General features: G+C 72.0%; 25 protein-coding genes. 11 read left to right on the top strand and 14 right to left on the bottom strand.

Annotation, left to right across the window (positions count from 1 at the left end; genetic code table 11):
* Nucleotides 1-345 (top strand): hypothetical protein (locus ACY35P_RS11010; protein WP_462115880.1); only part of this gene is annotated, 345 nt, incomplete at its 5' end.
* Nucleotides 346-347: 2 nt separating this feature from the next.
* On the opposite strand, the gene ACY35P_RS11005 is transcribed toward ACY35P_RS11010, so the two are convergent.
* Together ACY35P_RS11005 and ACY35P_RS11000 are read right to left on the bottom strand one after the other, a co-directional pair.
* Nucleotides 348-650, bottom strand: coding sequence for a DUF4286 family protein (locus tag ACY35P_RS11005; RefSeq protein WP_462115879.1), 303 nt, complete (start codon nucleotides 648-650; stop codon nucleotides 348-350).
* A 2-nt stretch (nucleotides 651-652) separates the two neighbouring features.
* The gene (locus ACY35P_RS11000) at nucleotides 653-1,909 is read right to left on the bottom strand and encodes a DUF3667 domain-containing protein (protein ID WP_462115878.1); all 1,257 of its coding nucleotides are present in this window, start codon (nucleotides 1,907-1,909) and stop codon (nucleotides 653-655) included.
* A gap of 114 nt (nucleotides 1,910-2,023) precedes the next feature.
* On the opposite strand from ACY35P_RS11000, the gene ACY35P_RS10995 reads away from it, so the two are divergent.
* From ACY35P_RS10995 to ACY35P_RS10980, 4 genes are all read left to right on the top strand, one after another.
* A complete protein-coding gene (locus ACY35P_RS10995) occupies nucleotides 2,024-3,409 on the top strand; it encodes an MATE family efflux transporter (RefSeq protein ID WP_462115877.1) in 1,386 nt (461 codons plus the stop codon).
* Nucleotides 3,410-3,478: 69 nt separating this feature from the next.
* Nucleotides 3,479-5,368 (top strand): signal peptide peptidase SppA, encoded by a 1,890-nt coding sequence (gene sppA / locus ACY35P_RS10990; protein WP_462115876.1) that lies wholly within the window; start codon nucleotides 3,479-3,481, stop codon nucleotides 5,366-5,368.
* A 112-nt stretch (nucleotides 5,369-5,480) separates the two neighbouring features.
* Nucleotides 5,481-8,480: an ATP-binding protein gene (locus tag ACY35P_RS10985; RefSeq protein WP_462115875.1), complete on the top strand. Its 3,000-nt coding sequence runs from the start codon at nucleotides 5,481-5,483 to the stop codon at nucleotides 8,478-8,480.
* A gap of 94 nt (nucleotides 8,481-8,574) precedes the next feature.
* Complete coding sequence (locus ACY35P_RS10980; protein WP_462115874.1) at nucleotides 8,575-8,967, top strand: response regulator; 393 nt, start codon at nucleotides 8,575-8,577, stop codon at nucleotides 8,965-8,967.
* A 3-nt stretch (nucleotides 8,968-8,970) separates the two neighbouring features.
* Here the strand turns inward: ACY35P_RS10980 and ACY35P_RS10975 are convergent, their stop codons facing one another.
* Nucleotides 8,971-9,213, bottom strand: a complete 243-nt coding sequence (locus ACY35P_RS10975; RefSeq protein ID WP_462115873.1) for a hypothetical protein — start codon at nucleotides 9,211-9,213, stop codon at nucleotides 8,971-8,973.
* Nucleotides 9,214-9,279: 66 nt separating this feature from the next.
* On the opposite strand from ACY35P_RS10975, the gene ACY35P_RS10970 reads away from it, so the two are divergent.
* Nucleotides 9,280-10,059: an SDR family oxidoreductase gene (locus tag ACY35P_RS10970; protein WP_462115872.1), complete on the top strand. Its 780-nt coding sequence runs from the start codon at nucleotides 9,280-9,282 to the stop codon at nucleotides 10,057-10,059.
* Nucleotides 10,060-10,115: 56 nt separating this feature from the next.
* On the opposite strand, the gene ACY35P_RS10965 is transcribed toward ACY35P_RS10970, so the two are convergent.
* Entirely contained in the window at nucleotides 10,116-10,340 is a 225-nt protein-coding gene (locus tag ACY35P_RS10965; protein ID WP_462115871.1) for a KGG domain-containing protein, read from the bottom strand.
* Nucleotides 10,341-10,569: 229 nt separating this feature from the next.
* Here ACY35P_RS10965 and ACY35P_RS10960 point away from each other — a divergent pair, with 229 nt between their 5' ends.
* Nucleotides 10,570-12,666 (top strand): transglycosylase domain-containing protein, encoded by a 2,097-nt coding sequence (locus tag ACY35P_RS10960; protein ID WP_462115870.1) that lies wholly within the window; start codon nucleotides 10,570-10,572, stop codon nucleotides 12,664-12,666.
* Nucleotides 12,667-12,673: 7 nt separating this feature from the next.
* Here ACY35P_RS10960 and ACY35P_RS10955 read toward each other — a convergent pair whose 3' ends face one another.
* The 10 genes from ACY35P_RS10955 to ACY35P_RS10910 all read right to left on the bottom strand — a co-directional run bounded on the left by ACY35P_RS10955 (nucleotide 12,674) and on the right by ACY35P_RS10910 (nucleotide 22,579).
* Nucleotides 12,674-13,264: a hypothetical protein gene (locus ACY35P_RS10955; protein ID WP_462115869.1), complete on the bottom strand. Its 591-nt coding sequence runs from the start codon at nucleotides 13,262-13,264 to the stop codon at nucleotides 12,674-12,676.
* Entirely contained in the window at nucleotides 13,261-13,962 is a 702-nt protein-coding gene (locus ACY35P_RS10950; RefSeq protein WP_462115868.1) for a DUF4124 domain-containing protein, read from the bottom strand. The genes ACY35P_RS10955 and ACY35P_RS10950 overlap by 4 nt, the downstream gene beginning before the upstream one ends.
* A 64-nt stretch (nucleotides 13,963-14,026) precedes the next feature.
* Nucleotides 14,027-14,599, bottom strand: coding sequence for an L-threonylcarbamoyladenylate synthase type 1 TsaC (gene tsaC, locus ACY35P_RS10945; RefSeq protein WP_462115867.1), 573 nt, complete (start codon nucleotides 14,597-14,599; stop codon nucleotides 14,027-14,029).
* Nucleotides 14,587-15,198, bottom strand: coding sequence for a DUF1294 domain-containing protein (locus tag ACY35P_RS10940; RefSeq protein WP_462115866.1), 612 nt, complete (start codon nucleotides 15,196-15,198; stop codon nucleotides 14,587-14,589). The genes tsaC and ACY35P_RS10940 overlap by 13 nt, the downstream gene beginning before the upstream one ends.
* Before the next feature lie 10 nt (nucleotides 15,199-15,208).
* Nucleotides 15,209-17,725, bottom strand: coding sequence for a DNA topoisomerase I (locus tag ACY35P_RS10935; RefSeq protein WP_462115865.1), 2,517 nt, complete (start codon nucleotides 17,723-17,725; stop codon nucleotides 15,209-15,211).
* Nucleotides 17,726-17,906: 181 nt separating this feature from the next.
* Nucleotides 17,907-18,884, bottom strand: coding sequence for an RDD family protein (locus ACY35P_RS10930; protein ID WP_462115864.1), 978 nt, complete (start codon nucleotides 18,882-18,884; stop codon nucleotides 17,907-17,909).
* Entirely contained in the window at nucleotides 18,881-19,633 is a 753-nt protein-coding gene (locus ACY35P_RS10925) for a GYF domain-containing protein (RefSeq protein WP_462115863.1), read from the bottom strand. Before ACY35P_RS10925 ends, ACY35P_RS10930 begins: the two co-directional genes overlap by 4 nt.
* Before the next feature lie 42 nt (nucleotides 19,634-19,675).
* On the bottom strand, nucleotides 19,676-20,164 hold the full coding sequence (locus tag ACY35P_RS10920; RefSeq protein WP_462115862.1) for a Smg family protein: 489 nt from the start codon (nucleotides 20,162-20,164) through the stop codon (nucleotides 19,676-19,678).
* A gap of 72 nt (nucleotides 20,165-20,236) precedes the next feature.
* Entirely contained in the window at nucleotides 20,237-21,352 is a 1,116-nt protein-coding gene (gene dprA, locus ACY35P_RS10915) for a DNA-processing protein DprA (protein ID WP_462115861.1), read from the bottom strand.
* A 75-nt stretch (nucleotides 21,353-21,427) separates the two neighbouring features.
* The gene (locus tag ACY35P_RS10910) at nucleotides 21,428-22,579 is read right to left on the bottom strand and encodes a LysM peptidoglycan-binding domain-containing protein (RefSeq protein WP_462115860.1); all 1,152 of its coding nucleotides are present in this window, start codon (nucleotides 22,577-22,579) and stop codon (nucleotides 21,428-21,430) included.
* Between the two features lie 186 nt (nucleotides 22,580-22,765).
* Here ACY35P_RS10910 and def point away from each other — a divergent pair, with 186 nt between their 5' ends.
* The 4 genes from def to ACY35P_RS10890 form a co-directional block, all read left to right on the top strand.
* Nucleotides 22,766-23,272 (top strand): peptide deformylase, encoded by a 507-nt coding sequence (gene def, locus ACY35P_RS10905; RefSeq protein ID WP_462115859.1) that lies wholly within the window; start codon nucleotides 22,766-22,768, stop codon nucleotides 23,270-23,272.
* 7 nt (nucleotides 23,273-23,279) lie between these two features.
* Complete coding sequence (locus ACY35P_RS10900) at nucleotides 23,280-23,471, top strand: hypothetical protein (RefSeq protein WP_462115858.1); 192 nt, start codon at nucleotides 23,280-23,282, stop codon at nucleotides 23,469-23,471.
* Between the two features lie 68 nt (nucleotides 23,472-23,539).
* Complete coding sequence (fmt, locus tag ACY35P_RS10895; RefSeq protein ID WP_462115857.1) at nucleotides 23,540-24,460, top strand: methionyl-tRNA formyltransferase; 921 nt, start codon at nucleotides 23,540-23,542, stop codon at nucleotides 24,458-24,460.
* A 3-nt stretch (nucleotides 24,461-24,463) separates the two neighbouring features.
* Nucleotides 24,464-24,993: transcription antitermination factor NusB (locus ACY35P_RS10890; RefSeq protein ID WP_462115856.1), on the top strand; the 530-nt coding region annotated here is incomplete at its 3' end.

Genomic DNA, 24,993 nt, shown 5'->3' with positions numbered 1-24,993 from the left:
GTCCGCGCGGCCGCGGCCCGCTACGCGATGCTCGACGCCGCCACGCGCGATGCACTGCGTGCGGAGTTCGACGCGCTGGACCTCAGCACGCAGCACGGCTGGCGGCTCGGGCCGGTGCTCGGCGTCGACTATCCGCGCCTGCAGCCGCTGCTCGCGCAGGTGCCGCCCGACGAGGCCGATGCGCTGCTCGCCACGTTGCGGCGGATGACGCCGATCGATCGCGACCACCTCGCGGTACTCGTGCAGCGCACGCCACCGCAGGCGCGCGATGCGCTGCGTCGCGAGCTGGTGTCGACGTCGGATACGAACCGCAGCGCCTGGCTCGTGCTGCGGCTCGAGCGCTGACGTCAGTCCAGCGGGCGCATAACCCGTCGCGTCGCGCGCATGCGCTCGCCGAAGCGTGCGAGGCCGTCGGCACGCAGCCGCGGCGCGTGATCGCGCAGGTAGGTGTCGAGCGCGGCCGCATCGACGAGCCGGTACTGCATGCAGACGCGCAGCGTGTCGGGCATGGCGGGGTCCACCACCTCGAAGACGTCGGCACCGGTGAAGCCCGGCAGCGCGAGGATCTCCGCGACGTGCGGCCGCAGCCAGGCGAGGTAGTCCATACGGATCGCCGCGTCGACGTCGACGCTGACCTCGTAGACCACCATGCTCAGGCTCCGCTGCTGATGCCGGCGAAGACGATGTAGAGCATCGCGCCGGTGATGAGGAACTGGTACAGGAAGCCGACCGCGAAGAACTTGAGGACGGTGAGCGCCCAGTGCTGCGCGTAGACGCGCCGCTGCATCAGCAACAGGTAGATCGCCGCCCAGATCCACAACAGGGCGTTGATCAACGAGGTCAAGCCGTTCGACAGCGGCAGAAGCACGAACACGAATGTCGCGAACAGGGTGAGCAGCAGGTACGCGTGGCTGTACAGCGCGACGACGAGGTGCTCGAGCCAGCTGCGCCGGCTGAAGAGGTAGAAGACGCGCAGCAGCAGCGCGAACACCGGCACCATGACGAACAGTGCGGACGGGATCGCCGCCATCATCAGGTTGACCATCACCGACTTGCCGTCGTCGGCCTGCATGCGGTCGATGTTCGCCGCCGTGTTCGCGAGGCGGTGGTTGAGCCAGCGGTCGGCGAAGTCGGGCAGGCTGCCGAAGTCGGCCGGGTTGGCCTTTTCGGCCCACGGCTTCGACCTGTCCTTCAGGCGTGCGCTGTCGATCTTGCGGACCACCGTATCGATGACCTCCACGCCCGTCTTGCCGTCCCGCGTGCGGGGCTTGGATGGGGCGACGACTGCCGGCGCGGATCCCGTCGCCGCGGAGGCGGGCGGCGTGGTCGCCGCTGCGGCAACCGCCTTCGGCGCGGCCCGACGCAGCTGCGCGCGACGCGCCTCCGCTTCCGCCCGCAACGCCCGCTCGCCCGCGTCCATCGCGGCGCCCATCAGCGGCACCGTGCCGGCCTCCTTGCGCGCACGGGCGAGTTCGGCGAGGCCGCGGTCCAGCGTCGCCTGCACTTCGGCTTCGGTCTTCGCATCGCGAAAGGCGGACGAGCCTGACGGCGCCGGCCCGATCTGCACGTTCACCGATTCGGCCGGGCCCGTGTCCTCGGGAATCGTGAAGTGACCGACGAAGAAGGTCAGCAGCGTCAGCACCAGGAACAGCCGCAGCGGCGGGATGTACCGCACGCGCTGGCCCTTCAGGTAGTTGCAGGCGACGCGCCCGGGAACGAGCAGGTCGCGCAGGGTGCGGAAGACCCGGCCGTCGAGGTGCCAGAACGACTCGAACACCTCCTCGAGCGCGTGCGCCACGTTGCGCAGCGGGTTGTGCGCGCTCTGCCCGCAGGCATGGCAGTAGGCGCCGTGCAGCGCGGTGCCGCAGTTCTCGCAGGCGGTGATGTCGGTATCGGTGGCGGCGTGCATCGCGTCCCCTCGCGGCGTGCACGCATTGCAGCACGCCCGGCGCCGTTTGGGCAGCGTCGTGGTGGCGACGCCGGGCGCCCGCGCCTACGATGGCCCGCCGTGCCGGAGGCCGACGTGCCCGCGACCGCCCGCTTCCCCCGCGAGATCCGGCGCACCGCCACGCTCGCCGCGCCGCTCGTGGCCGGGCACGTCTCGACCGGCATGATCGGCTTCGTCGACAGCACCATCGCCGGACAGCACGGCACCTCGACCCTCGCTGCCGTCGCGGTCGGCACCGCGCTGTTCTGGCTGCCGATGATGGTGCCGATGGGCACGCTGATGTCGCTGCCGCCCTCGGTCTCGCAGCTCGACGGCGCAGGCCGCCGCCGCGAGATCGGCCCGTTGTTCCGACAGGCGTTGTGGGTCGCCGCCGCGCTCGGCCTCGCGATGTTCGCCTTCCTCACGTTCGCGCCGCTCGCGCTCGCGCCGTTCGGCATCGCGGCGGACATCGTGCCCGGTGCGACCGCCTTCCTGCACGGCATCCGCTGGGGCGTGCCGGCGCTCACCTGCTACCTCGCGATGCGTTATCTCGCCGAGGGCCTGCACTGGACGCTGCCGACCATGCTGCTCGGCGGCGGCGGTCTCGTCGTGCTGGTGCCGCTCGGCTACGCGCTCACCTTCGGCGCGTTCGGCCTGCCCGAGCTCGGCGCGGGCGGGCTCGGCCTCGCGTCGTCGCTGATGATGTGGCTGCAGGCGATCGCCTTCGCGCTGGTGCATGCCCGCGCACCGCGCATGCGCGACATCGCCCCCTTCGCGCACTTCGAGGCGCCGCGTGCCGCCGCGATCGGCGGGTTGCTCGCCACCGGGCTGCCGATCGGCGTGACCGTGCTGATGGAGGGCGGGCTGTTCATCGCCACCGCGCTGCTCGTCGCCCGGCTGGGGCCCGTGCCCGCGGCGGCGCACCAGATCGCGATCAATGTCGCGAGCCTCGCCTTCATGGTGCCGCTCGCGGTGGCGGAAGCCACGACCGTGCGCGTCGGCCATGCACTCGGCCGCGCCGACCCGGCCGGCGTGCGGCGTGCGGCGTTCGCCGGGCTGGTGATCGTGCTCGCGACGCAGCTGCTGTCGGGCATCGCGCTGCTGGCCGGCAACCATGCGGTGGTGCGGCTCTACACGCAGGATGCCGCCGTCGCCTCGCTGGCCGCCTCGCTGCTGCTTTACGCCGCGGCGTTCCAGTTCCCCGACGGCGTGCAGGTGCTGTCGGCGGGCGCCCTGCGGGGCCTGCGCGACACGCGGATGCCGATGCTGCTGGCCGCCTTCGCCTACTGGGGCGTGGGCATGCCGCTGGGGGCCACGCTCGGCCTCGGGCTCGGCGGCGTGCCGGCCTGGGGACCGAAGGGCATGTGGGCCGGGTTGATCGCCGGCCTCACCGTCGCGGCGGTGCTGCTGGGCGGCCGCTTCCTGCGGGCCAGCCGGCCGGCACGGATTCTGGCCGGGTACCCCTCCGGAACGGCCCGGTGACCTTCGGCGCATGACCGGGGCGATGTGCCCCGGTACCCTGTGCATGCATCTTTCCGAGACACCTCCCCGATGAATGCCCCCCGTCGCGGCCCGATCGCGAGCTTCTTCGTCGGCCTGTGGGACGTGATGAACTTCACGCGCCGGCTGATCCTCAACTTCGTCTTCTTCGGCCTCGTGCTGCTGCTCGCGCTGGGCTTCCTCGCCTCGCTCGCCGGCGGCAATGCGCATCCGCTGCTGCCGCGCACGACGCTGGTCGTCGCGCCGGAAGGCAACCTCGTCGAGCAGTACACGTCCGACCCCGTCAGCCGCACGCTCGAGCGTGTCGCCGGCGACCGCCGCTCGGAGCTCCAGCTGCGCGACGTGCTGCGTGCGCTCGAAGCCGCGCAGAAGGACAAGAACATCGAGCGCGTCTACCTGCGCGTCGACGGCCTGCAGGCCGGCGGCATGGCTTCGCTGCGCGAGGTGGCCGCGGCGATCGAGCGACTGCGCGCCAGCGGCAAGCCGGTGATCGCGTTCTCCGAGCAGATGGACCAGAAGCAGTACCTGCTCGCCGCACAGGCGAACGAGGTCTACCTCGACCCGATGGGCCAGGTGGTGCTGGAAGGCCTCGGCCGCTACCGCCAGTACTTCCGCGAGGGCCTGCAGGACAAGCTCGGCGTCGACGTGCACCTGTTCAAGGTCGGCACGTACAAGTCGGCGGCCGAGCCGTACATCCTCGACGCCGCGTCGCCGGCTTCGAAGGAAGCCGACCTGTTCTGGATGAACGACGTGTGGCAGCGCTACCTCGGCGACGTCGCACGCGCGCGCAAGCTCGACGTCGCGCAGCTCAACGCCATCGCCAACACGCTGCCGCAGCAGGTGGCCGCCGCGCAGGGCGACCTCGCGAAGATGGCACTGCAGCAGAAGCTCGTGGACGGCCTGAAGACGCGCCAGCAGGTCTGGGACCTGCTGCGCGAGAAGGGCGTGGCCGACGACGATGCCGACGGCGGCTTCCGCCGCATCGACCTCGACGACTACCTCGACCACCTCAACAAGGGCCTCGCCGGCGTCGTGCCGCAGAAGCACGTCGCGGTGGTGGTGGCCGAAGGCGAGATCGGCGGCGGCGAAGCGCCGGCCGGCCAGATCGGCGGCGAGTCCACCAGCGAACTGCTGCGCCGTGCGCACGACGACGAGAACGTCGCCGCGGTGGTGCTGCGCGTGAACTCGCCCGGTGGCGAGGTGTTCGCCTCCGAGCAGATCCGTCGCGAGGTCGAGCGCCTGAAGGCCGACGGCACGCCGGTGGTGGTCTCGATGGGCGACGTCGCCGCGTCGGGCGGCTACTGGATCAGCATGAACGCGGACCGCATCTACGCCGATCCGTCGACGATCACCGGTTCGATCGGCATCTTCGGGATGATCCCGACCGTCGACCGCGCGCTCGCGAAGATCGGCGTGCACACCGATGGCGTCGGCACCACGCCGTATGCCGGCGCGTACGACCTCACGCGTCCGCTCGATCCGGCGGTCGGCACGATGATCCAGTCGGTGATCGAAAAGGGCTACCGCGACTTCACCGGTCGCGTCGCCAAGGCACGCGGGCGCACCGTCGAGCAGATCGACGCGGTCGCGCAGGGTCGCGTCTGGAGCGGCGCGCAGGCGAAGGAGCGCGGCATCGTCGACGCGATGGGCGGCCTGCAGGACGCGCTCGACGACGCGGCGCAGCGCGCCAAGCTCGGCAAGCGCGGCGACTACGCGGTGCGCTACATCGAGAAGATGCCGACGCCGTTCGAGAAGTTCTTCACCGGCATGTCGCAGACCCGCGCGGGGCTGGGCCTGCTGCGCGGCAGCGATTCGGCGCGGGCGCTGCTCGCGAAGGTGGCCCCGCAGGCCGCGCGCGACCTGCGCTTCCTGGAGGCCTCGGCCAACGACCGCCGTGGCACGCCGGTCAAGACCGTCGCCTATTGCTTCTGCGGACTCTGAGCCGCGTGCGCCGGGAGGCGGCTTCGGCCGTCTCCCGCTTTGACGCGGCCGTGACGACGGACTCACCACGCGCGGCCGCTATAGTCGGCGCCTGACCCGGGCTCCGAGATCCATGCCGTCCCCTTCCTCCGCGCCGGACCCGGCCGACCTCGCCCTGCATCGCCTCGACTTCCTGGCGCGCGCCGGCGAAGTGCTGGCCTCGTCGCTCGACTACCAGGCCACGCTCGCGCATGTCGCGCGGCTGTGCGTGCCCGAGCTCGGCGATCTCTGCGTCGTGGACGTCGTCGAGGACGGCGTGCTGCGGCGCCTCGCGACCGCGCACGTCCTGCCGGAGAAGCGTGCGCTTGTCGAGCAGATGGCGCAGCGCAACCCGTGCCCCGGTGATTCGCCCGCACCCGCGGGACGCGTGCTCGCGTCGGGTGAGACCGAACTGCTCGAGGTCGTCACGCCCGATGTCGTCGCCTCGCACACGAAGGACGAGGCGCATGCACGGCTGATCCTCGCGATCGGCATGCGCTCGCACATCGCCGTGCCGATGCGCGCGCACGGCGAGGTGATCGGCGTGCTGAGCGTGGGCATCACCGAGTCCGATCGTCGCTACGGTGCGCACGACCGCACGCTCGCCGAGGAACTCGCGCGGCGGGTGGCGCTCGCGGTCGAGAACGCGCGCCTGTACCGCGCCGCGCAGGGCGAGATCGAGCGTCGCGAGGCGGCCGAAGCGCAACTGCAGCTGTCGGAGCAACGCTTCCGCGCGATCATGGAGCAGTCGCCGCTGTCGACGCAGCGCCTGGCCCCGGACGGCCGCACGCTTGGCGTCAACGCCGCATGGGAACGCCTCTGGGGCCTCACGGCCGACGTGCTCGGCGACTACAGCGTGCTCGAGGATGCGCAGCTCGAGGCGAAGGGCGTCCTGCCGGTGCTGCGTCGCGCCTTCGCCGGCGAGGCGGTGCACCTGCCGCTGATCGCCTATGACCCGCGGGAGACCACCCCGCAGGTCCCGCAACAGAGCGACCCCGTACGCTGGGTGACGGCGCAGGCGTATCCCGTGCGCGACGACGCCGGCGAGATCCGCGAAGTGGTGCTGGTGCATGACGACGTCACCGAGGTGCGCCGCGCGGAAGCGCGCATGCGCGAGAGCGAGGAGCGCCTCAACCGCGTGCTCGCCGCGGGCGGGGTGATCACCTGGGAATGGGACCTGCTGACCAACCGCATCCAGTGCTCGTCGAACGCGCGCGAGTTCTTCGGCCTCGAAGTGGGGCAGGCGGACCAGTTCCTCGCGACGATCCTGCCCGCCGACCTGCCGCACGTGAATACGATCGCCTCGCAGGCGCTGGCCACCGGCGGCTTCGACGACCTCGAATACCGCATGCTGCCGCGCGACGGCCGCGAACGCTGGGTGCAGGCCCGCGGTCGCGTCGACTACGTCGACGGGCAGGCCGTGCGCATGCTCGGCATCACCGTGGACGTGACCCAGCGGCGTCGCGCGGAAGCGGCCACCGCACTGCTCGCCGACGCCGGCGCGGTGCTCGGCGCGTCGCTCGATTACGCCACCACGCTCGACAACCTCGCGCGCGTGGTGGTGCCACGACTCGCCGACTGGTTCGCGATCGACCTCGTGGCGGGCGACGGCGAGCTCCAACGCGTCGCCGTCTACCACCCGGACGCCCGCCGGGTCGCGACGGCCCGCGAGATCTTCCGTCGCTATCCCCCGCGTCGCGGCGCGGGCGGCGGCGCCTGGCAGGTGATCGACAGCGGCCAGCCCGAGTGGCTCGCGGACATCACGCCCGAGGTGATCCGGCAGGGAACGCAGGATCCGGAGCACGCGCGCCTGTTGCTGGAACTCGAGCTGCGCTCATACATCATGGTGCCGCTGATGGCGCGCGGCGGCGTCATCGGCGTGCTCACGCTCGTGCAGGCCGAGAGCGGTCGTCGCTACGACGCGGCCGACGTCGCGCTCGCGCAGGACCTCGCGCGGCGCGCGGCGACCGCGGTCGACAATGCGCGGCTCGTCCACCAGCTGCAGGACGAGCACCGGCGCAAGGACGAATTCCTCGCGACGCTCGCCCACGAGCTGCGCAATCCGCTCGCGCCGCTGCGCACGGGCCTGGCGCTGCTGCAGGCCACCGACGATCCGTCGATCGGTTCGCGTACGCGGGCCATCATGGAGCGCCAGCTCGCGCACATGGTGCGGCTGATCGACGACCTGCTCGATCTCTCGCGCGTCACCCGCGGCACGGTCGACCTGCAGCGTCGCGTGGTCGAGGTCGGCACGGTGGTGGCGGGCGCGGTCGAGGCCAGCCGTCCGCTCCTCGAGGCCGCGGGCGTCTCGCTGGACGTGCACGTCGCCGATCCGCGCGCGCACCTGGACGCCGACGAGACGCGCGTCGCGCAGGTGCTCACCAACCTGCTCAACAACGCGGCGAAGTTCACCCCGCGCGGCGGTCGCGTGCGGCTCGAGGGCGAGCGCGCGGCGCACGGACGCCTGCGGCTCGTCGTTGCCGACACGGGCATCGGCCTGGAGGCCGGGCAGCTCGAACGCATCTTCGAGATGTTCGTGCGCACCGGCGGCGTGGAGGCGCAGGGCCTCGGCATCGGGCTGACGCTCGCGCGCCGGCTGGTGGAACTGCACGGCGGGCGGGTCTGGGCGGAAAGCGATGGTCCCGGGCGCGGCAGCCGCTTCGTGGTGGAGCTGCCGGTCGCGGCGTCGGGCGAGGTACCGGCTCCGGAGTCGACGCCGGACGTCGCCGCCGTCGCGCCGCGCCGGCGCGTGCTGGTGGTCGACGACAACGAGGACGCCGCGCAGACGCTCGCCGCGCTGATCGGGCTCGACGGCCACGATGTCCGCACGGCCGCGAGCGGCGACGCCGCGCTGGCGCTGCTCGACGCCTTCGTGCCCGAGATCGCCTTCCTCGACATCGGGCTGCCGGGCATGGACGGCTACGCGCTCGCCCGGCGCCTGCGCGCCGATTCCCGCACCGCGCCGGCGCGGCTCATCGCGCTCACCGGCTGGGGCCGTGCCGAGGACCGCGAGCGTGCGCGCCAGGCGGGCTTCGACGCACATATGACCAAGCCGGTCGACCCGGCCGCCGTGCAGGCCGCGCTCGCGCGCTGAGCTGTTCACGGGCTGAACGCGCGCCGTGCGGCTTCACGTCGCCGGGCCCGTGCGTGGCCGAGAGTCGAAACTCATCGAAAGGCGCGTTGAAGGCATGGATTCCCCGCCCCCCCGCACGATCCTCATCGTCGAAGACAATGCGGACATCCGCGACACCTTCCGGACGCTGTTCGAGCTGGAGGGTTTCGACGTGCGCGTCGCGGTGAACGGCCTCGACGCCCTCGCGCGCCTCGACGACCTGCCGACGCCGTGCCTGATCCTGCTCGACCTCTCGATGCCGGTGATGGACGGCTGGGACTTCCTCGACGCACTGAAGTCGCGCGACGGCGAGGAGATCCCGGTGACGGTGCTGAGCGCGAACGTCGATCCGACCGTCGCGCGCGAGCTCAAGTCGCGCTACGGCTGCCGCGTGCTGCGCAAGCCTGTGCAGGTCGACACGCTGCTCGGCATCGCGCGCACCTGCGCGGAGTCGCGGCGGAGCGCCTAACCCTCAGGGCGCGGGCGCGGCGTCGCTGGCGCCGTCGATCGCGGCGTCCTGCGCCTGCTTCGCCGCGGCGAGCGTGGCCTCCACGTCGCGCGCCTTCTGCAGGGGCGCATCGATCGCCTTGCGCATCTGGTCGTGGCGGGCGGCCTGCGGCTCGACCGGCTTGTCCTTGTCAGGCGCAGCGGGCTTGGAGCACGAGGCGAGCAGGAGCAGTCCGAGCACGGCGACGATGGGGGCGGGATGGGACATGGCGGTCTCCACGGTGGGGCGGCGGCGCCCGACGGCTATCCTACGCGCCACCCCGCCGGAGGCTGCATGGACGACCGACGCTGGAGACTCGATGGGCGCCTCGCGCTCGTGACCGGCGGCAGCGCCGGCATCGGCCGCGCCATCGCCCGCGAACTGCTGGGCTTCGGCGCCGACGTGATGCTCGCCGCCCGCGACGGTGATGCGCTCGACGCCGCGCGCGCCGACCTCGCCGACGAATTCCCCGAGCGCCTCGTGATGGCCTTCACCGCGGACGTCGGCGTCGACGAGCAGCGCCGCGAACTGCTCGACTGGGTGGAGGACCAGGCCGAGGGCCAGCTCGACATCCTCATCAACAATGCGGGCGGCAACCTCAGCAAGCCGGCGACGGACTATGCCGAGGACGAGTGGCGGCAGATCTTCGAGGTCAATCTGTTCTCGGCCTTCGAGCTGTCGCGCTATGCGCATCCGCTGCTGACGAAGCATCCGGACGCCTGCATCGTGAACGTGGGCAGCGTCTCCGGGCTGACCCATGTCCGCACCGGTGCGCCCTACGGCATGGCGAAGGCGGCGCTGCACCAGATGACGCGCAACCTCGCGGTCGAATGGGCCGAGGACGGCCTGCGCGTGAACGCGGTGGCGCCCTGGTACATCCGCACGCGCCGCACGTCGACCAAGCTCGCCGATCCGGACTACCTCGACGACGTCCTGCTGCGCACGCCGCTGGGGCGCGTCGGCGAGCCGGAGGAGGTCGCCGCGGCGGTCGCGTTCCTGTGCCTGCCCGCCGCGGCCTACGTCACCGGCGAATGCATCGCGGTGGACGGCGGGTTCCTGCGCTACGGGTTCTGAACGCCGGACATCGAAAAGCGCCCCGCAGGGCGCTTTTCACCGGTGCATCGAGCGGTTTATTCGTTGCCGCGACCGCCCTGGTCGCCGCCCTGGTTGCCGCCGCGACGGTTGCCACCGCCCGAGGCCTCGCCGCCCTTGCGGCCGATCGCGGCCATGTGCTCGCGGTCCTGGCTGACCGCGGCGCCGCCCTTGCGGGCGATCTCACGCTGCTCGCGCGGATCCATCGCCGCGAATCCGCGGTTGCTGCGTCCGCCGTTGTTGCCGTCGTTGTTGTTCGCCATGTCCAAGCTCCTTGTCTGCGACGTGGGGAGTCGCGTGGGGAATCGGGGTCTCTGAGGGGTCTCAAGGGAGTCGCGGGGTCGACGCCGCGGTGCTCCGACGCGTCGATCCGGCTTCGACTCTAGGCACACGGCCGTTAGCGGCCGGCTTGGACACGGTGAAAGCGCAGCTAACGGGGTTCAGCTGTTTCAGCGTGGGCGCACGCGCCGGGGCGCACGTCGCTGCGACGGAATGCACGCACACCTGTCGCGCTCACGCGCGGGGTGGTACATCGTGCGCATGCTGAAGATGCCCTACGACGAGGACGGCGACGCGCCGGCCTCCCCGTCCCCGACCGCGCCCGCGGCGATGCCCGTTCCCCTCCTGCAGCGACGCCTCGTGCGCGTCGCGCTCGCCGCGCTCGCGCTGGTGCTGCTCCTGTTCGCCTGGTTCGCCTGGCGGCTTCCGCTCGACCGCGCGCTGCAGCCCCTGCCGGATCCCACGCTCGTGCTGATGGACCGCAACGGCGTTGCGTTCGCGCGGCGCGGGGCGGTCAAGGAGCCCCCGGTCGACGTGAAGAACCTCCCGCCGCACGTGGCGGGCGCGGTGATCGCGATCGAGGACCGGCGCTTCTACCACCACTTCGGCGTCGACCCGCGCGGCGTGGCGCGCGCGCTGATGCGCAACTACCGCGCCGGCGGCGTGAAGCAGGGCGGCAGCACGATCACCCAGCAGCTCGCCAAGACCGCTTTCCTCGAGCCCGACCGCACGATCCGCCGCAAGATCCGCGAGGCGCTGATCGCGGTCTACCTCGAGACCCGCCTGAGCAAGGACGAGATCCTCTCGCGCTACCTGAGTTCGATCTATTTCGGCGACGGCGTCTACGGCCTGCGCGCGGCGGCGCACCACTACTTCGGCAAGGAGCCGGAAAAGCTCTCGGTGTCCGAGTCGGCGATGCTCGCGGGGCTGGTCAAGGCGCCGAGCGCGCTCTCGCCCACGCACGATCCCGACGCCGCGCGGGCGCGCATGCGCATCGTGCTCAAGGCGATGGCCGACGCCGGCGTCATCACGCCCGAGCAGGCGCGGCGCGCGAAAGCGCCCCGCATCCTGAAGTCGAGCGAGCGCCTGTCGGGCGGCACCTGGTTCGCCGACTGGGTCGCGCCGCAGGCCCGCGATGCCTTCGACGCCGACTACGGCGAGATCCGCGTGCAGACCACGCTCGATGCGCGCATGCAGAAACTGGCCCAGCGCGTGATCCGCCAGTGGCTCGCGCGCGAAGGCCGCCGCGTGAGTGCCTCGCAGGCCGCGCTGGTGGCGATGCGCCCGAACGGCGAGGTGCTCGCGCTGGTGGGCGGCCGCGACTACGAGAAGAGCCAGTTCGACCGCGCCACGCAGGCCAAGCGCCAGCCTGGCTCGGCGTTCAAGATCTTTCCCTACCTCGCCGCGCTGCGCGCCGGTGCCACGCCTGACACGCTGGTCGACGACAGCCCCATCAAGCTCGGCGACTGGAGCCCCACCAACTACGACGGTCGCTACCAGGGGCCGATCCCGCTGCGCGATGCGTTCGCGCGGTCGAGTAACGTCGCCGCGGTTCGCCTCGTGCAGCAGGTCGGACCCGATGCGGTGATCCGCGCGGCGCAGGACCTCGGCATCACCAGCCCGCTCGGCCGCGATCCGTCGATCGCGCTCGGCACCTACGAAGTGACCCTGCTCGAGCTCACCGCGGCCTATGCGGCGATCGCGCAGGGCGCCGCGCCGGTCACGCCGCACGGCCTGCCGACCGCCGCGGTCGCGCCGTCCACGCCGATGGATCCCAACCTGCGCGCGATGATGCTCGACCTGCTCTGGCAGGTCGTGGAGCGTGGCACCGGGCGCGCCGCGCGCCTCGACGTGCCCACCTTCGGCAAGACCGGCACCACGCAGGAGCATCGCGATGCGCTGTTCATCGGCATGGCCGGCGAACTCGTGGTCGGTGTCTGGGTCGGCAATGACGACGGCACGCCGATGAAGAAGGTGACGGGCGGCGCGCTGCCGGCGCGCATCTGGCGGGATTTCGCCTCGAGCGCGGTGCGCATCGCGCCGCCGTCGACCAACATGCTGCGCCGCTCGACGCCGCAGCCGGCGATGCCGGTGTCCGACGACGACACCATGGTCGGCGGCGAGGGCGAGGTGCTGCCGGCGCCGGTCGACCAGGTCGAGATCGTCGACGGCGCCGCGCCGCCGGACGAGCCGGTCGAGATCATCGAGGCCACGCCGACCGACGCGCCGCCGCCGGAGCCCGAGCCCGCCGAGCCGGCGCCGGCCGAGGAACCGCCGGCGGAGGACGCGGGCGACGACGGCAACGGCTGATCGCCGCTCAGCCGGGGCAGTCGGTCCCGGCGAGTGCCGCGTCGACGCGATCGCGTTCGGCGCGCGCGACGTCCACCCGATCGGGTGAGAACAGCAGCGCCTGTTCGGCCAGGCGACGACGCTCGCGCCAGGCCGTGCAGCGATCGGCCTCCGCCACCGGCTCGCAGCGATGGCGCACCGTCTCGCAGGCGACCGCGGGCGAGGCCGATCGCCCGTCGAGCCCGACGGTTTCGAGCGGGGCGCAGGCGGTGCCGTCGTCGGAATCGGCGAAGTAGCGCGCCGCGTCGTCGCCGAGGCAGGTGTAGAGGGGCGGCACCGGCCGCAGGGTGGGCGCAGGGTCCGCCGCGGACTCGACGACCGGCATCGGAGCGGCCGTGGGCAGCGCCGGCACGGGGCGCGGCAGGGGCGGCAGCGTCGCGGGCGCGGTCGGCGCGGCGATCACGCGCCGGACCTCCTGCATGCCCTTCGGACACCGCACGCCGTTCTGCAGCAGCACCGCGCCGTCGGCGGCCACGCAGCGATAGACCACCACCGGCGCGGCGCCGCCCGCGACCAGCGGGCTCGCCAGCAGGGCCAGCACCAGCAGGCGCCGGGTCATCGACAGCTCTCCGCCAGTTCGGCGTCGATCCGGCGCTGTTCGCGGCCGATGGCGTCGCGATCGCCCTGCAGCGCACTGAACCAGCGACGGTCGAGCGCCTCGCGCCGGTCATGCAGCAGGTCGCAGGTCTCCTCGGCCGGCAGGGGCGCGCAGACGTCGCGGACCCACATGCCCGCCGGGGCGAGCGCCACCGGCGGACCGACGACCACGGGCCCGCGCCAGCGCCGGCCGGCCTCGACGCGGATAAGGGTTCCGCCGCCGCGGTGCTCGACTACGCCGCCGTAGCCGCCCTCGACGGCCGGCCCGTAGACCACCGGCGGATACCCGAGCGTCCAGCCCGGCACCCAGCGCGGGTTTCCCTCGGGCGACGCGCTCGTGTAGCGCGCCCCGTCGGGCGTGGTGCAGTCGTAGACCGGCCGCGGCGCGGTGCGATAGACCACGCGGGTCGGCGGCAGCATCGCCGGCGAACGATCGCCCGACGGCGTCGCCCGCGCCCGCGCCGGCGCATCGGTGGGTCGCAGCATCGACCGCGTTTCCTGGCGCTCGCCGGCGCGGCACGGCGAGTCGCGCAGGGCGAGATGGCCGCGCGCGTCCGTGCAGCGGTAGATCGTCACCTGCGCGGGCGCCTTGGCCGCGGGCGCGGCGACGGTCGCGAGGCTGGCGGACAGGGCGAGCGGGAGCAGGAAGAACCGGCGCATCCGACCATCTTGCGCTGCCCGGCCGGGGCGGAAAAGCGCGCGACCGACGGCCGTTCGCGGCGGTTCAGTCGCGCAAGGCGGCACCGTTACGCGCGTCGCGGATCGGCGTGGGCTGCGCGAGGCCGCCGGTCTCGCCGTCGCAGACGCCGTCCACGAGCGCGAGCAGCGCGGGCGACAGGTCCCGGGCGAGGCGGGGCGCCGGCTCGCCCGCGAGGTTGGCGCTGGTCGAGACGAGCGGCCCCCCGAGGCGGCGGCACAGCGCCGCCACGACCGGGTGCGCGCTCACCCGCAGCGCGAGGCTGCCGCGTCCACCGGTGATCCACGCGGGCGCGGCGGCGCCGGCCGGCACGATCCACGTATGCGGCCCGGGCCAGCTCGCCCGCACGCGTTCGAGCGACGCCGCATCGAGCGCCGCCCAGTCGGCCACCGCGTCGAACTGCGCGGCTTCGGCCGCGACCAGGATCAGCCCCTTGTCGACGGGCCGGCGCTTGATGGCGAGCAGGCGGTGCACCGCCTCGCCGTCGAAGGGAATGCAGCCCAGCCCCCAGACGCCTTCGGTCGGGTAGGCGATGACGCCGCCGCGGATCAGCACCGCGACGGCGGTCGGAACGTTCAGCGCGCCCGTCACGGGAGCCATTCCGGGTGCGTCCGCAGTGCGATGACGGCGACCAGCAGGAGGACGTTCGCGGCCATCGTCGCGCGGAACGTGTCGACGAAGGCGTCCTTGCTGCGCTTGTGCTGGAAGTGTTGCTGCGCGAATGCGGCGCCGGGCCAACCGCCCAGCAGCGCCATCACATGCAGCGTCGTTTCCGGCGTGCGTCCACGGCTGTGCACGGCGGCCGACTTGTCGGCCATGTAGGCGAAATACGTGAGCGCGCTCGCGACGGCATAGAGCAGCGGCACCCAGGCCGGGACCAGGCCGGCGAACGCGACACCCGCCAGGGCGAGCGCGAACGCGACCGCGAACCGCGTGGCACGGAACGGCCCGGCGCGACGCGGGCGGGCATCGCGCGCGGGCGTCGATGTCGTCGGGGCGAACCGCACCGACGCGGCATTGCGACGACCTCGCGCATCCGTCGTGACGACATACGACAGCAGGTCGCCCTCGGCGGGTCGACGCGCACCCGATCCGAACGCGCGCACGTGCACGAACGCACGTTCACCGCCGCCATGGGGCGTCACGAAGCCGAAGCCGCGTGCATCGTTCCAGTCGTGGAGGCGGCCGACGAGGCGCATCGGCCGCGCCTTAGAACGGGGTGTCGTCGTCGGCCGTCACCGCGGCCTTCCGCGCCACCTTCTTCACCGCGACCTTCGCGACTTTCTTCGCCGCTGCCTTCTTCGCGGTCGACTTCTTCGCGGTCGACTTCTTGGCCACCTTCTTCGTGGCCTTCTTGGCGGGCGCTTCGGAGGCGACCTTCTTGACCGCCGCCTTCTTGGTCGCCTTCTTCGCGACCTTCTTCGCGAAGCGCGCGCGCATCGGCTTGCCGGTGGCCTCGAGCATCTGCTGCGCCTCGACCAGGCTCAGCGTCGCCGGATCGCGGTCCTTCGGGATGCGTCCGTTCAACTTGCCGTCGGACAGGTACGGACCGAAGCGCCCGTTGAGCACCTGCACGTCGTAGCCGTCCCACTGCTTGATGATGCGGTTGCGCGCGATCTCTTCCTTCTGGTCGATCAGCTCCACCGCGCGCTCGAAGGTGACCACGTACGGATCGTCCTCCTTCGCGAGCGAGGCATAGACGCTGCCGCGCTTGGCGAACGCACCGAAGCGCCCGATGCCCACGCTGACCTTCTCGCCATTGCTCTCGCCGAGATCGCGGGGCAGGCCGAACAATTCCAGCGCGTGCTCGAGCGAGATCGAGTAGATGCTCTGCCCGGGCTTGAGCGAGGCGAACTGCGGCTTCTCCTCGTCCTCGCTGGTGCCGATCTGCACCAGCGGGCCGAACTTGCCGATGCGCGCGCTCACCGGGCGCCCGGTCTTCGGATCGGTGCCGAGCACGCGCACGCTGCCCGCATCGGTGCGGTCGATGTTGTCCTTCTTGTCGTCGACCAGTTCCTTGAACGACTTCCAGAACCGCTCCATCAGCGGCACCCAGTCTTCCTCGCCGCGGCTCACCGCATCGAGCTCGTCCTCGAGCTTGGCGGTGAAGTCGTAGTCGACGTAGCGGGTGAAGTGCGCGGACAGGAACTTCGCCACCGCGCGGCCGACGTCGGTCGGGCGGAAACGGCGGTTGTCGAGCTCGACGTACTTGCGCGCCAGCAGCGTGCCGATGATCGACGCGTACGTCGACGGCCGGCCGATGCCGTATTCCTCGAGCGCCTTCACCAGCGAGGCTTCGGAGAAGCGCGGCGGCGGCTCGGTGAAGTGCTGGTCGGCGACGACGCGGTTGAGCGGCAGGCGATCGCCGGTCTTCATCGCGGGGAGCTTGCGGCCTTCCTCGTCGTCCTCGCTGCTCTTCGTGTCCTTGCCTTCCTCGTACACGGCCAGGAAGCCAGGGTCGACCACCGTCGTGCCCGAGACGCGGAACGAATGCTCGCTGCCTGCCGCGAGATCCACGCTCACCGTGTTGAGGATCGCCGGCACCATCTGCGAGGCGACCGCACGCTTCCAGATCAGCTCGTACAGGCGGCGCTCGTCGTCGGGCAGGAACTTGGCCACGGACGCCGGCGTGCGCAACGCGGAACTCGGGCGGATCGCCTCGTGCGCTTCCTGCGCGTTCTTCGACTTGGTCGTGTAGACGTTCGGCTTGTCCGGCACGGCGCGCGTGCCGAAGTCGCGCGCGATGACGTCGCGCAGCTCGACGATCGCATCCTGCGACAGGTTCACCGAGTCGGTACGCATGTAGGTGATCAGGCCGACGGTGCCTTCGGCGCCGATCGGCAGACCTTCGTACAGTTTCTGCGCGACCTGCATCGTGCGACGCGTGGTGAAGCCGAGCTTGCGCGCGGCCTCCTGCTGCAGCGTCGAAGTGATGAACGGCGGGGACGGGCGGCGCTTGCGCTCCTTGCTGGTGACGTCGGTCACCTGCAGCATGCCGCCGGCGTCGCGGGTGATGCGGTCGCGCGCCGAATGCGCGTCGGTCTCGTTGGTCAGCGTGAACTGCTCGACCTTCTTGCCGTCGAGCTTGGTCAGCTTGGCGTTGAACTGCTGCGAGGGATGCGTCACCTCGCCCTCGATCGTCCAGTACTCGCGCGCGATGAAGGCTTCGATCTCCTCCTCGCGCTCGACGATCATGCGCAGCGCCGGCGACTGCACGCGGCCGGCCGACAGCCCGCGCTGCACCTTGCGCCACAGCACCGGGGACAGGTTGAAGCCGACGAGATAGTCGAGCGCGCGGCGCGCCTGCTGCGCGTCCACCAGCGGCTCGGCGATCGCGCGCGGCCGCGTCATCGCTTCCTTGATCGCGCGCGGCGTGATCTCGGTGAACACGACGCGCTCGAGCGTGCGGTTCGCGAGCAGCCCGCGCTCCTTCAGGATCTCGGCGATGTGCCAGCTGATCGCCTCGCCCTCGCGGTCCGGGTCGGTCGCGAGGAAGAGGTGCTCGGCGCCCTTGGCGGCCTTGGCGATGGCATCGACGTGCTTCTCGTTCTTGTCGATGAGCTCGTAGCGCATCGCGAAGCCGTGGTCGGGGTCGACCGCGCCTTCCTTCGGGACGAGGTCGCGGACATGGCCGTAGGAGGCGAGGACGGTGAAGTCCTTGCCGAGGTACTTGTTGATCGTCTTGGCCTTGGCGGGCGATTCGACGATGAGGAGGTTCTTGGCCATGAGCGGCTCCGTGGGGGCGGGCGGCCCGGAATCCGGTCGCGCGAGGGGTCTGCGCGAGCGTGAAAAAGGGGCGTGGAAAAGCGGCGACGCCCGCGGACGGCGTCCGCGGGCGTGTCATTCTCTATATCTAGTGTCATCACGCGCCGGGCACGGCTGTCAAGCCGGGCCGACGCGTGGGGCCTCAGCGCGCGTTCCCGGCGAGCACCCCGGCGAGCACCACGAAGACGATGCCGCCCAGGATCAGCAGCACGTAAAGCCCCAGGACGACCTTGGTCGCGGTGTTCAGCGACTCGTCCTGGTAGTCGGCCTCGTCGGTGAAGGCATGGCGGTCGACGACCACGGTGTCGCAGATCAGGTCGTGCAGGCCCTGCCGCCGGTCGGTCGCCACGGTCATCACCGCGGTGGCGATGGCGCCCAGGCCGCAGGTCAGGATGATGCTCAGGATGAGCGCGATGCTGCGGAAGAAGCCGCGCCAGAACCCCACCGGCGAGCCGTCGGTCCGGACCAGCTTCGTCTCGGTCAGGCGCTTGCCGAGCGTCGCCTGCCAGCCCGAGGACTGCATCGCGCCCGCGTAGATCGCCGGCACGCCGAACTGGACGAGGTACATGAGGCCGATGAAGCCGAGGCCGAGCCCGGCCGCGGCGCCGCCGTCCATCATCGAGCCCACGCCGGCGCCCATCGCCAGCACCAGCGGGATCAGCAGGGCATAGGCCGCGATGCCGGCGACGAACCCGTCGACCGCATTGCTCGCGAAGCGCTTGAGGAAGCGGGCGTACACGACGTGCCCGCCGTGCACCACCCGGGCGAGCGTGGCCACGCTCGCCGTCGGCGGCGCGTAGGGCGAGGCCGGCACGCGCTCCACGACCTCGTACGGGTTGTAGCCGCCCGCGACGGCCGCGGCGGGGGTGTCGTTCGCGATCGGTGCCGGACGGTGATCGTCCGTCGCTCCGGCCACGGGCTCGAGCGACAGGGCGCCCGGTGCGCGCGGGCCCAGCACCTCGTCCATCACCTCGTGCCACGGCTTCCAGTCGGCGAGGCCCTCGCGCCACACCAGCGTGCCGGGCTGGAGCTGCCCGCCCTCGTGCAGGGCGGCGAGATCGCTCGCGGCCACCGGGCCGAGGCGATTGCGGTGCGGGTCGCTGTAGTACCAGGCGGTCATCGGGCAGGGCCTTCGGGTTCGGGGCGGCAGCGCACCGGGCGGTACTGCGCGGGCAGGTCGCCGCCGGTGCAGTCCCAGGCATCGTTGCGGCTGGACGTGGCATAGAAATCGACGGTGCGGCCGTCGACGCGGCCGTCCACGCCACGCACGGTGATGCGGAAGGCGCAGGCCTGGCCGACGGTGCCGAAGTCGACGTTCGGATCCGCCTCGAGGCCGGCCTCCTCGGCCGTACCCGGGCAGCGTCCGTTGGCTTCCGCAGCCGTGGCGATGGCGGCCTGCAGCTGCTGCGCGCGGAGGTCGACGACGGGCATGAGCTTCGAGCGCAGCACGTACGTCTGATAGGCCGGCAGCGCGATCGCGGCGAGGATGCCGATCACCGGCACGGCGATGACGGCGCAGACGATCAGCGCGATCAGGCAGCCGGACATCCCCTTCTTGCGGACGGGCGCCGCGCGCAGGGGCGGCAGCGAGCCGTGACCGGGCGCCGCGGCTGCGGTGGCGTGCACGAGCGGAATCGCGACGCCGGGCAGCGGCCCGGGCGGCAGCGGCGGCGGTCGCGTGGCATCGGGCTTCACGGACGCGAGGTCGAGCACGTCGGACATCCGTTCGAGCGGCTGCCATTCGCGCAGCCCGTCGTGCCAGACCAGCGTGTCGGGCTCGATGCGGCGGTCGCGGTAATGCTCGCGCAGTGCTTCGGCCGACAGCGGGCCGACGCGCCCCCGGCCGGGAGCGTGGTAGTACCAGTCCAAGACGATCCCCTTCGTGACGTCGGCCCTCCCCAGGGCCCGCCGCTAATGTACCGGCTCGGGCTCGTCGTCGAACATCTGGGTCTGCAGCCAGGCGTAGGCGGCTTCGCTTCCGGGCTGGTTGAACAGCACCATCAGCACGACCCACTTGAGGTCGTCGACGTCGATGGTGTCCTGCTCCAGCGCGAGCGCGCGGTCGAGCACCAACTCGCGCTGGCCGGCGTCGACCACGCCGTGCTGCTCGAGGAACATCAGGAAGCCGCGGGCGTCGAGGTCGAGTTTCTCGAGCTCCGGACCCGCGTAGATCCGCACGGGGCCGCCCGCGCGCGTCGGCTGCGCGGTCGGCCGCGCCTCGGCAAGGGCATCGAGCCAGTCGAAGGCCTTGTGGATCTCGGCCGGCGAGAAGCCGGCGTCGGTCAGCTCGGCCAGCAGCGGCCCGGCCTGCAGCGCGTCGCGCTCGTGGAGCGCGACGGCATCGGCGTCGAGGACGTGTTCGAAGAGGTAGAGCAGAACGTCGAGGATGCTTTCTTTCATGTCCCTCGGCCTGCGCCGCAGACGCGACGCGGTGGGTCCGGACCCCTTTACCGCGGGACCTGCAGGGCCGCTTCACGCCACGCGGAAGAACCGGCCGTGCTGCTGGGCCACGCGACCCTCCAGCTCCATGACCACCAGCATGGAGGACAGCCGGGAGGGCGTCAATCCGGTCCGCTCGACCAGCTGATCCATATCCGTGGGATCGAAGCCGATCGTCTTCCACAAGCTGTCGTGGTCGGGATCCGCATCGAGGTCGCCGATCCCGGTGCCCTCCGCGCCGGTGGACCGCGCGCCGAGCGCCTGTCGGTGACTCGACGCCTCGATCGCCGCCTGCGCGCCCAGCGCTTCCAGCACGTCCGCGGGCGACTCCACCAGCGTGGCGCCGTCGCGGATCAGGTGATGACAGCCGCGCGACAGGGGATTGCGCACCGATCCCGGGATGGCGAACACCTCGCGCCCCGCGTCCGCGGCCAGCCGCGCCGTGATCATGGCACCCGAGCGTTCGGCGGCCTCGACCACCACCGTGCCGATGCACAGCGCCGCCAGGAGGCGGTTGCGGCTCGGGAAGTGCTCGCGGCGCGGGCCGGTGCCCGGCAGGTGTTCGCTCAGCAGCACGCCGTCGTGGGCGATCCGCGACTGCAGCCCGGCGTTCGATCGCGGATAGGCGATGTCCGGACCGGTGCCGAGCACGGCGAGCGTCGCGCCACCGGCCGAGAGCGTCGCTCCGTGCGCGGCGGCGTCGATACCCGCCGCCAGCCCGCTGCCGACGACGAAACCGGCCCCGGCGAAGGCGCGTGCGAACTCGGCCGCATGGGCGAGCCCCAGCGGCGTCGGGCCGCGGCTGCCGACCACCGCGATCGCCGGGCGCCACAGCAGGCTCGTCTCGCCGGCGACGAACAGGGCGATCGGCGGACTCGCGGCATTACGCAGCGCGGGCGGATAGTCCGGATGCGTCCAGCCCACGATGCGATGGCCGGGCTCGCTGCACCACCGCGACACGCGGTCGGCGAGCCCGGGCGGCGGACGCCGCAGCGCGTCCCGCTGCGCGGGCGTCAGTGCGGCGCCGGCGGGGCCGCGCGCGGCCTCGAGCGCGGCGACCGGATCGCCCACGTCTTCCAGCAGGGCGCGCCGCGGGGCGAGCGGGCCGCCGGCGGAGGCGAGCAGGGCGAGGGCGAGGTCGGCATCCATCGCGCCAGCGTGGCCCGGAAACGACGACGGCGCCCTCGGGCGCCGTCGCGTGAATGCGTAGGAAAACTCCGACCGTCAGTAGCTCGAGTCCGGATGCTTGAGCTCCTGGCCGACGGTGGTCGGGCGGATGCCGTCCATCACCAGCGCGTAGCTCACCTTGTCGAACGTGCGGAACACCATCACGTGGCTCGCGAACTCGTCCGGCAGGCGCACCTTGTCGGTCCGCGAGACGGTGTCGGGGTCGCGGTCGAAGCCCTTGCGCACGCGGTCGGTCGCGGTGCTGCCGACGCGCCAGGTCGAGAAGACCGTGCCGTTGTCCACGCCGTCGCGGGCACCGACGGACAGCGCGACCACGTCGCGGCGGCCGCCGTGCGAGAGCTCGTCCGCCACCGCGAGGATGCGGGCGCGGCCGTACTCGAACTGGGCCTTCGGCGCATGCGGGAAGAACTGCAGGTCATAGGGACGGGCCTCGACCGGGATCAGGCGGTCGCCGACGCGCACTTCGCGGCCGTTGCCGTCGAGCACGAGCGTCGCCGCTTCCATGCCGTTGCCGGCGGCGCGGCTGACCGTGCCGGTCGTCTGCTGCATGAGCTCGTAGCCGAGCAGCTCGGCGCCCTTGTCGGGCACCACCGCGTTCGTCCAAGCGTGTTCCCAGTTGGTCACGTCGGGGCGACCGCGGGCGTCGAGGTCGTCCTTGTGGAAGAGGTCGCAGCAGGCGGTGCGGTCGAGGTGCGCGTAACGCACGTTCGGCCGCAGGACCGCGAAGCGCTGGCCCGGCTGCGCATCGACGCCCTTGATGTAGACGACCTGGCCGCCGATCGCGTGCTCGTAATCTTCCTCGATGCCGACCACGTAGGGCATCGACTCGACGCTGTCGACCACGCGCAGGTTCTTCAGGAACGGCTCGACGTCCGCGAGCGGGACGCCGGTGATCGGCGCCTCGGTGCGCGGGCCCGGCTGGACCCCGACGCGGTCGAGATAGGCGAGCGACAGCACGTCACCCGGATAGATCAGGTGCGGATTGCGGATCTGCGGATTGGCCTGCCAGATCTCCGGCCACAGCCACGGCCGCTTCAGGAAGCGTCCGGCGATGTCCCACAGCGTGTCGCCGCGCTTCACCGTATAGGTATCGGGATGACCGTCGCGGAAGTCCGCCGAAACGGCGTACGCGGCGACGGTCAGCAGCGCGGCGGCAGCCACCGCGCGAAGAGTGTTCAGCTTGGCCATGAACCTGATTCCCCAGCAGGCGAGCCCCTTCCTTGAAGGGCGCTGGCACTATAGCCCACGGTGCAGCGGCCGATGCAATGGCCGTGGAGCGGTAGAATGCCGCCCCGTCCTGCGGTTGTGACGGTGACCCCCCTTTCCTGCGCAGACGCGCCCGCGTCGCCGTTGCCGGCACGCCCGGAACCCGCCATGGCCATTCTCGAAATCCTCGAATTCCCCGATCCCCGCCTGCGCACGGTCGCCAAGCCCGTCGAGCCGGCCGAGGTGACCTCGCCCGCGTTCCAGTCCCGCCTCGACGACATGTTCGAGACGATGTACGAGGCGCCCGGCATCGGGCTCGCCGCGAGCCAGGTCGACGTGCACCAGCGCTTCATGGTGATCGACGTCTCGGACGACCGCTCCGCGCCGCTCGTGTTCGTGAACCCCGAGATCCTCGAGCGCGACGGCGAGCAGGTCTACCAGGAAGGCTGCCTCTCGGTGCCGGACATCTTCGCGGACGTCACGCGCGCCGAGCGCATCCGCGTACGCGCGGTCGGTCGCGACGGCCAGCCGTTCGAGATGGCCGCCGACGGCCTGCTCGCGGTCTGCGTGCAGCACGAGATGGACCACCTCGCCGGCAAGCTCTTCGTCGACTACCTCTCGCCGCTCAAGCGCGAGATGGTGCGCAAGAAGCTCGCCAAGCGCCGCCGCGCCTGAGTCCGCCATGGCCGACGGTTCTCTCCTGACGCCGTGCGAGGCCTGCGGCGAACGCCGTTCGATACGCGCCACGGCCTGCCCCCGCTGCGGGCATCCCAATGCGCGGGCCACGCGGTCCGCACTGGTCGGCGTGGGCGTACTCGTCGTCGTGATGGCGGTGCTGCTGGCGCTGCGCTTCATACAGCTCCGCGGACACTGAGCGCTCGGCGGTCACGGCGCCGCTCGCGCGATCTCCGTTAACCTGCGCCACCCGCTCGACCTCCCGCCATGAGAATCGTCTTCGCCGGCACGCCCGACTTCGCGGTCCCCTGCCTGCGCGCCGCCGCGGAGCGGGGCGAGGTGGTGGCGGTCTACACGCAGCCCGACCGGCCGGCGGGTCGCGGTCGCGGGCTCGCCCCCTCGCCGGTGAAGAAGGAAGCGCTGCTGCGCGGCATCCCGGTGCTCCAGCCGGAGAACTTCAGGGCACGGGTTTCGAAGGACGCACTGCGCGCCCTGCAGGCCGACGTGATGGTCGTGGTCGCCTACGGACTGATCCTGCCGCAGTCGGTGCTCGACATCCCGGCCTTCGGCTGCTGGAACGTGCATGCCTCGCTGCTGCCGCGCTGGCGCGGCGCCGCGCCGATCCAGCGCGCCATCGAGGCCGGCGACACCGAGACCGGCATCTGCCTGATGCAGATGGAGAAGGGCCTCGACACCGGGCCCGTGCTGCTGTCGCAGTCGATCCCGATCGGTGCCGACGAGACCGGCGGCCAGTTGCACGATCGCCTGTCCGAGCTCGGCGCACAGGTGCTGCGCGACGGCCTCGGCCTGCTGCGCGCCGGCATCCGCCCGGTGCCGCAGCCGCAGCCGGAGGCCGGCGTCACCTACGCGCACAAGCTCGACAAGGCCGAGGCGCGGCTCGACTGGTCGCAGCCGGCGCGCGTGCTCGCCGACAAGGTGCGCGCCTTCAATCCGTGGCCCATGGCCGAGGCGACCATCGCCAGCGAGCGCGTGCGCCTGCATGGCGCGATCGCGATCGAAGGCGACACGGGCGCGACCCCGGGCGCGCTGGTACGCGCCGGGCGCGACGGCCTCGACATCGCCTGCGGCGACGGCCTCTTGCGCGTGCGCGTGCTGCAGCGCGAGGGCGGACGTGCGATCACCGCGGCCGATTTCCTCAACGCGCGGCAGGACCTGCGGACCGCCTGACGCATGGCCGGTCGCGACACCGCCCTGAACCCGCCCGGCGTCGCGCCGCGGATCGCCGCTGCCCGCGTGCTCGACGCGGTTCTGCATCGCCATCGGTCGCTGCGTGCCGAGCTCGGTCCCGCGCTTTCGACGCTGCCGGACCCGCGCGACCGCGCACTCGCCGAGGCGATCTGCCTCGCGGTGCTGCGTGCGCCGCAGCGGTATGGCGCGACGCTCGATGCCTGGATGTCCAAGCCGCTGCCGCAACGCGACGGGCTCGTGCGCGCGCTGCTGATGGTCGGCCTCGCGCAGCTCGATCCGCTGGGACTCGCGCCGCATGCCGCGGTGGCGGCGACGGTCGATGCGATGCGCGCGATCGGGCAGGCGCATCGCGCCGGCCTCGCGAACGCGCTGCTGCGCCGCGCCTCGCGCGAAGGCGTGCCGGCCGGCGACGCACAGGCGCACTGGCCCGACTGGCTGCGCGCGGACCTGATCCAGGCGCTGATGTGCCAGGGCGAGGTGCCGGTGCATGCGCTGGAGCGCCGGTACGGCAT

It is taken from the genome of Lysobacter xanthus (assembly GCF_047159895.1).
This window is presented reverse-complemented; position numbering and strand designations above follow the sequence as displayed.

Coding starts and splice junctions, on each gene's coding strand:
- ACY35P_RS10975 (WP_462115873.1), bottom strand. CDS start 9,213: ATGTCCCATCCCGCCCCCATCGTCGCCGTGCTCGGACTGCTCCTGCTC.
- ACY35P_RS10985 (WP_462115875.1), top strand. CDS start 5,481: ATGCCGTCCCCTTCCTCCGCGCCGGACCCGGCCGACCTCGCCCTGCAT.
- ACY35P_RS10965 (WP_462115871.1), bottom strand. CDS start 10,340: ATGGCGAACAACAACGACGGCAACAACGGCGGACGCAGCAACCGCGGA.
- ACY35P_RS10935 (WP_462115865.1), bottom strand. CDS start 17,725: ATGGCCAAGAACCTCCTCATCGTCGAATCGCCCGCCAAGGCCAAGACG.
- tsaC (WP_462115867.1), bottom strand. CDS start 14,599: ATGGCTCCCGTGACGGGCGCGCTGAACGTTCCGACCGCCGTCGCGGTG.
- ACY35P_RS10910 (WP_462115860.1), bottom strand. CDS start 22,579: ATGGCCAAGCTGAACACTCTTCGCGCGGTGGCTGCCGCCGCGCTGCTG.
- ACY35P_RS11005 (WP_462115879.1), bottom strand. CDS start 650: ATGGTGGTCTACGAGGTCAGCGTCGACGTCGACGCGGCGATCCGTATG.
- sppA (WP_462115876.1), top strand. CDS start 3,479: ATGAATGCCCCCCGTCGCGGCCCGATCGCGAGCTTCTTCGTCGGCCTG.
- ACY35P_RS10980 (WP_462115874.1), top strand. CDS start 8,575: ATGGATTCCCCGCCCCCCCGCACGATCCTCATCGTCGAAGACAATGCG.
- ACY35P_RS10900 (WP_462115858.1), top strand. CDS start 23,280: ATGGCCGACGGTTCTCTCCTGACGCCGTGCGAGGCCTGCGGCGAACGC.
- fmt (WP_462115857.1), top strand. CDS start 23,540: ATGAGAATCGTCTTCGCCGGCACGCCCGACTTCGCGGTCCCCTGCCTG.
- ACY35P_RS10955 (WP_462115869.1), bottom strand. CDS start 13,264: ATGACCCGGCGCCTGCTGGTGCTGGCCCTGCTGGCGAGCCCGCTGGTC.
- ACY35P_RS10950 (WP_462115868.1), bottom strand. CDS start 13,962: ATGCGCCGGTTCTTCCTGCTCCCGCTCGCCCTGTCCGCCAGCCTCGCG.
- ACY35P_RS10930 (WP_462115864.1), bottom strand. CDS start 18,884: ATGACCGCCTGGTACTACAGCGACCCGCACCGCAATCGCCTCGGCCCG.
- ACY35P_RS10920 (WP_462115862.1), bottom strand. CDS start 20,164: ATGAAAGAAAGCATCCTCGACGTTCTGCTCTACCTCTTCGAACACGTC.
- ACY35P_RS10940 (WP_462115866.1), bottom strand. CDS start 15,198: ATGCGCCTCGTCGGCCGCCTCCACGACTGGAACGATGCACGCGGCTTC.
- ACY35P_RS10970 (WP_462115872.1), top strand. CDS start 9,280: ATGGACGACCGACGCTGGAGACTCGATGGGCGCCTCGCGCTCGTGACC.
- dprA (WP_462115861.1), bottom strand. CDS start 21,352: ATGGATGCCGACCTCGCCCTCGCCCTGCTCGCCTCCGCCGGCGGCCCG.
- def (WP_462115859.1), top strand. CDS start 22,766: ATGGCCATTCTCGAAATCCTCGAATTCCCCGATCCCCGCCTGCGCACG.
- ACY35P_RS11000 (WP_462115878.1), bottom strand. CDS start 1,909: ATGCACGCCGCCACCGATACCGACATCACCGCCTGCGAGAACTGCGGC.
- ACY35P_RS10960 (WP_462115870.1), top strand. CDS start 10,570: ATGCACGCACACCTGTCGCGCTCACGCGCGGGGTGGTACATCGTGCGC.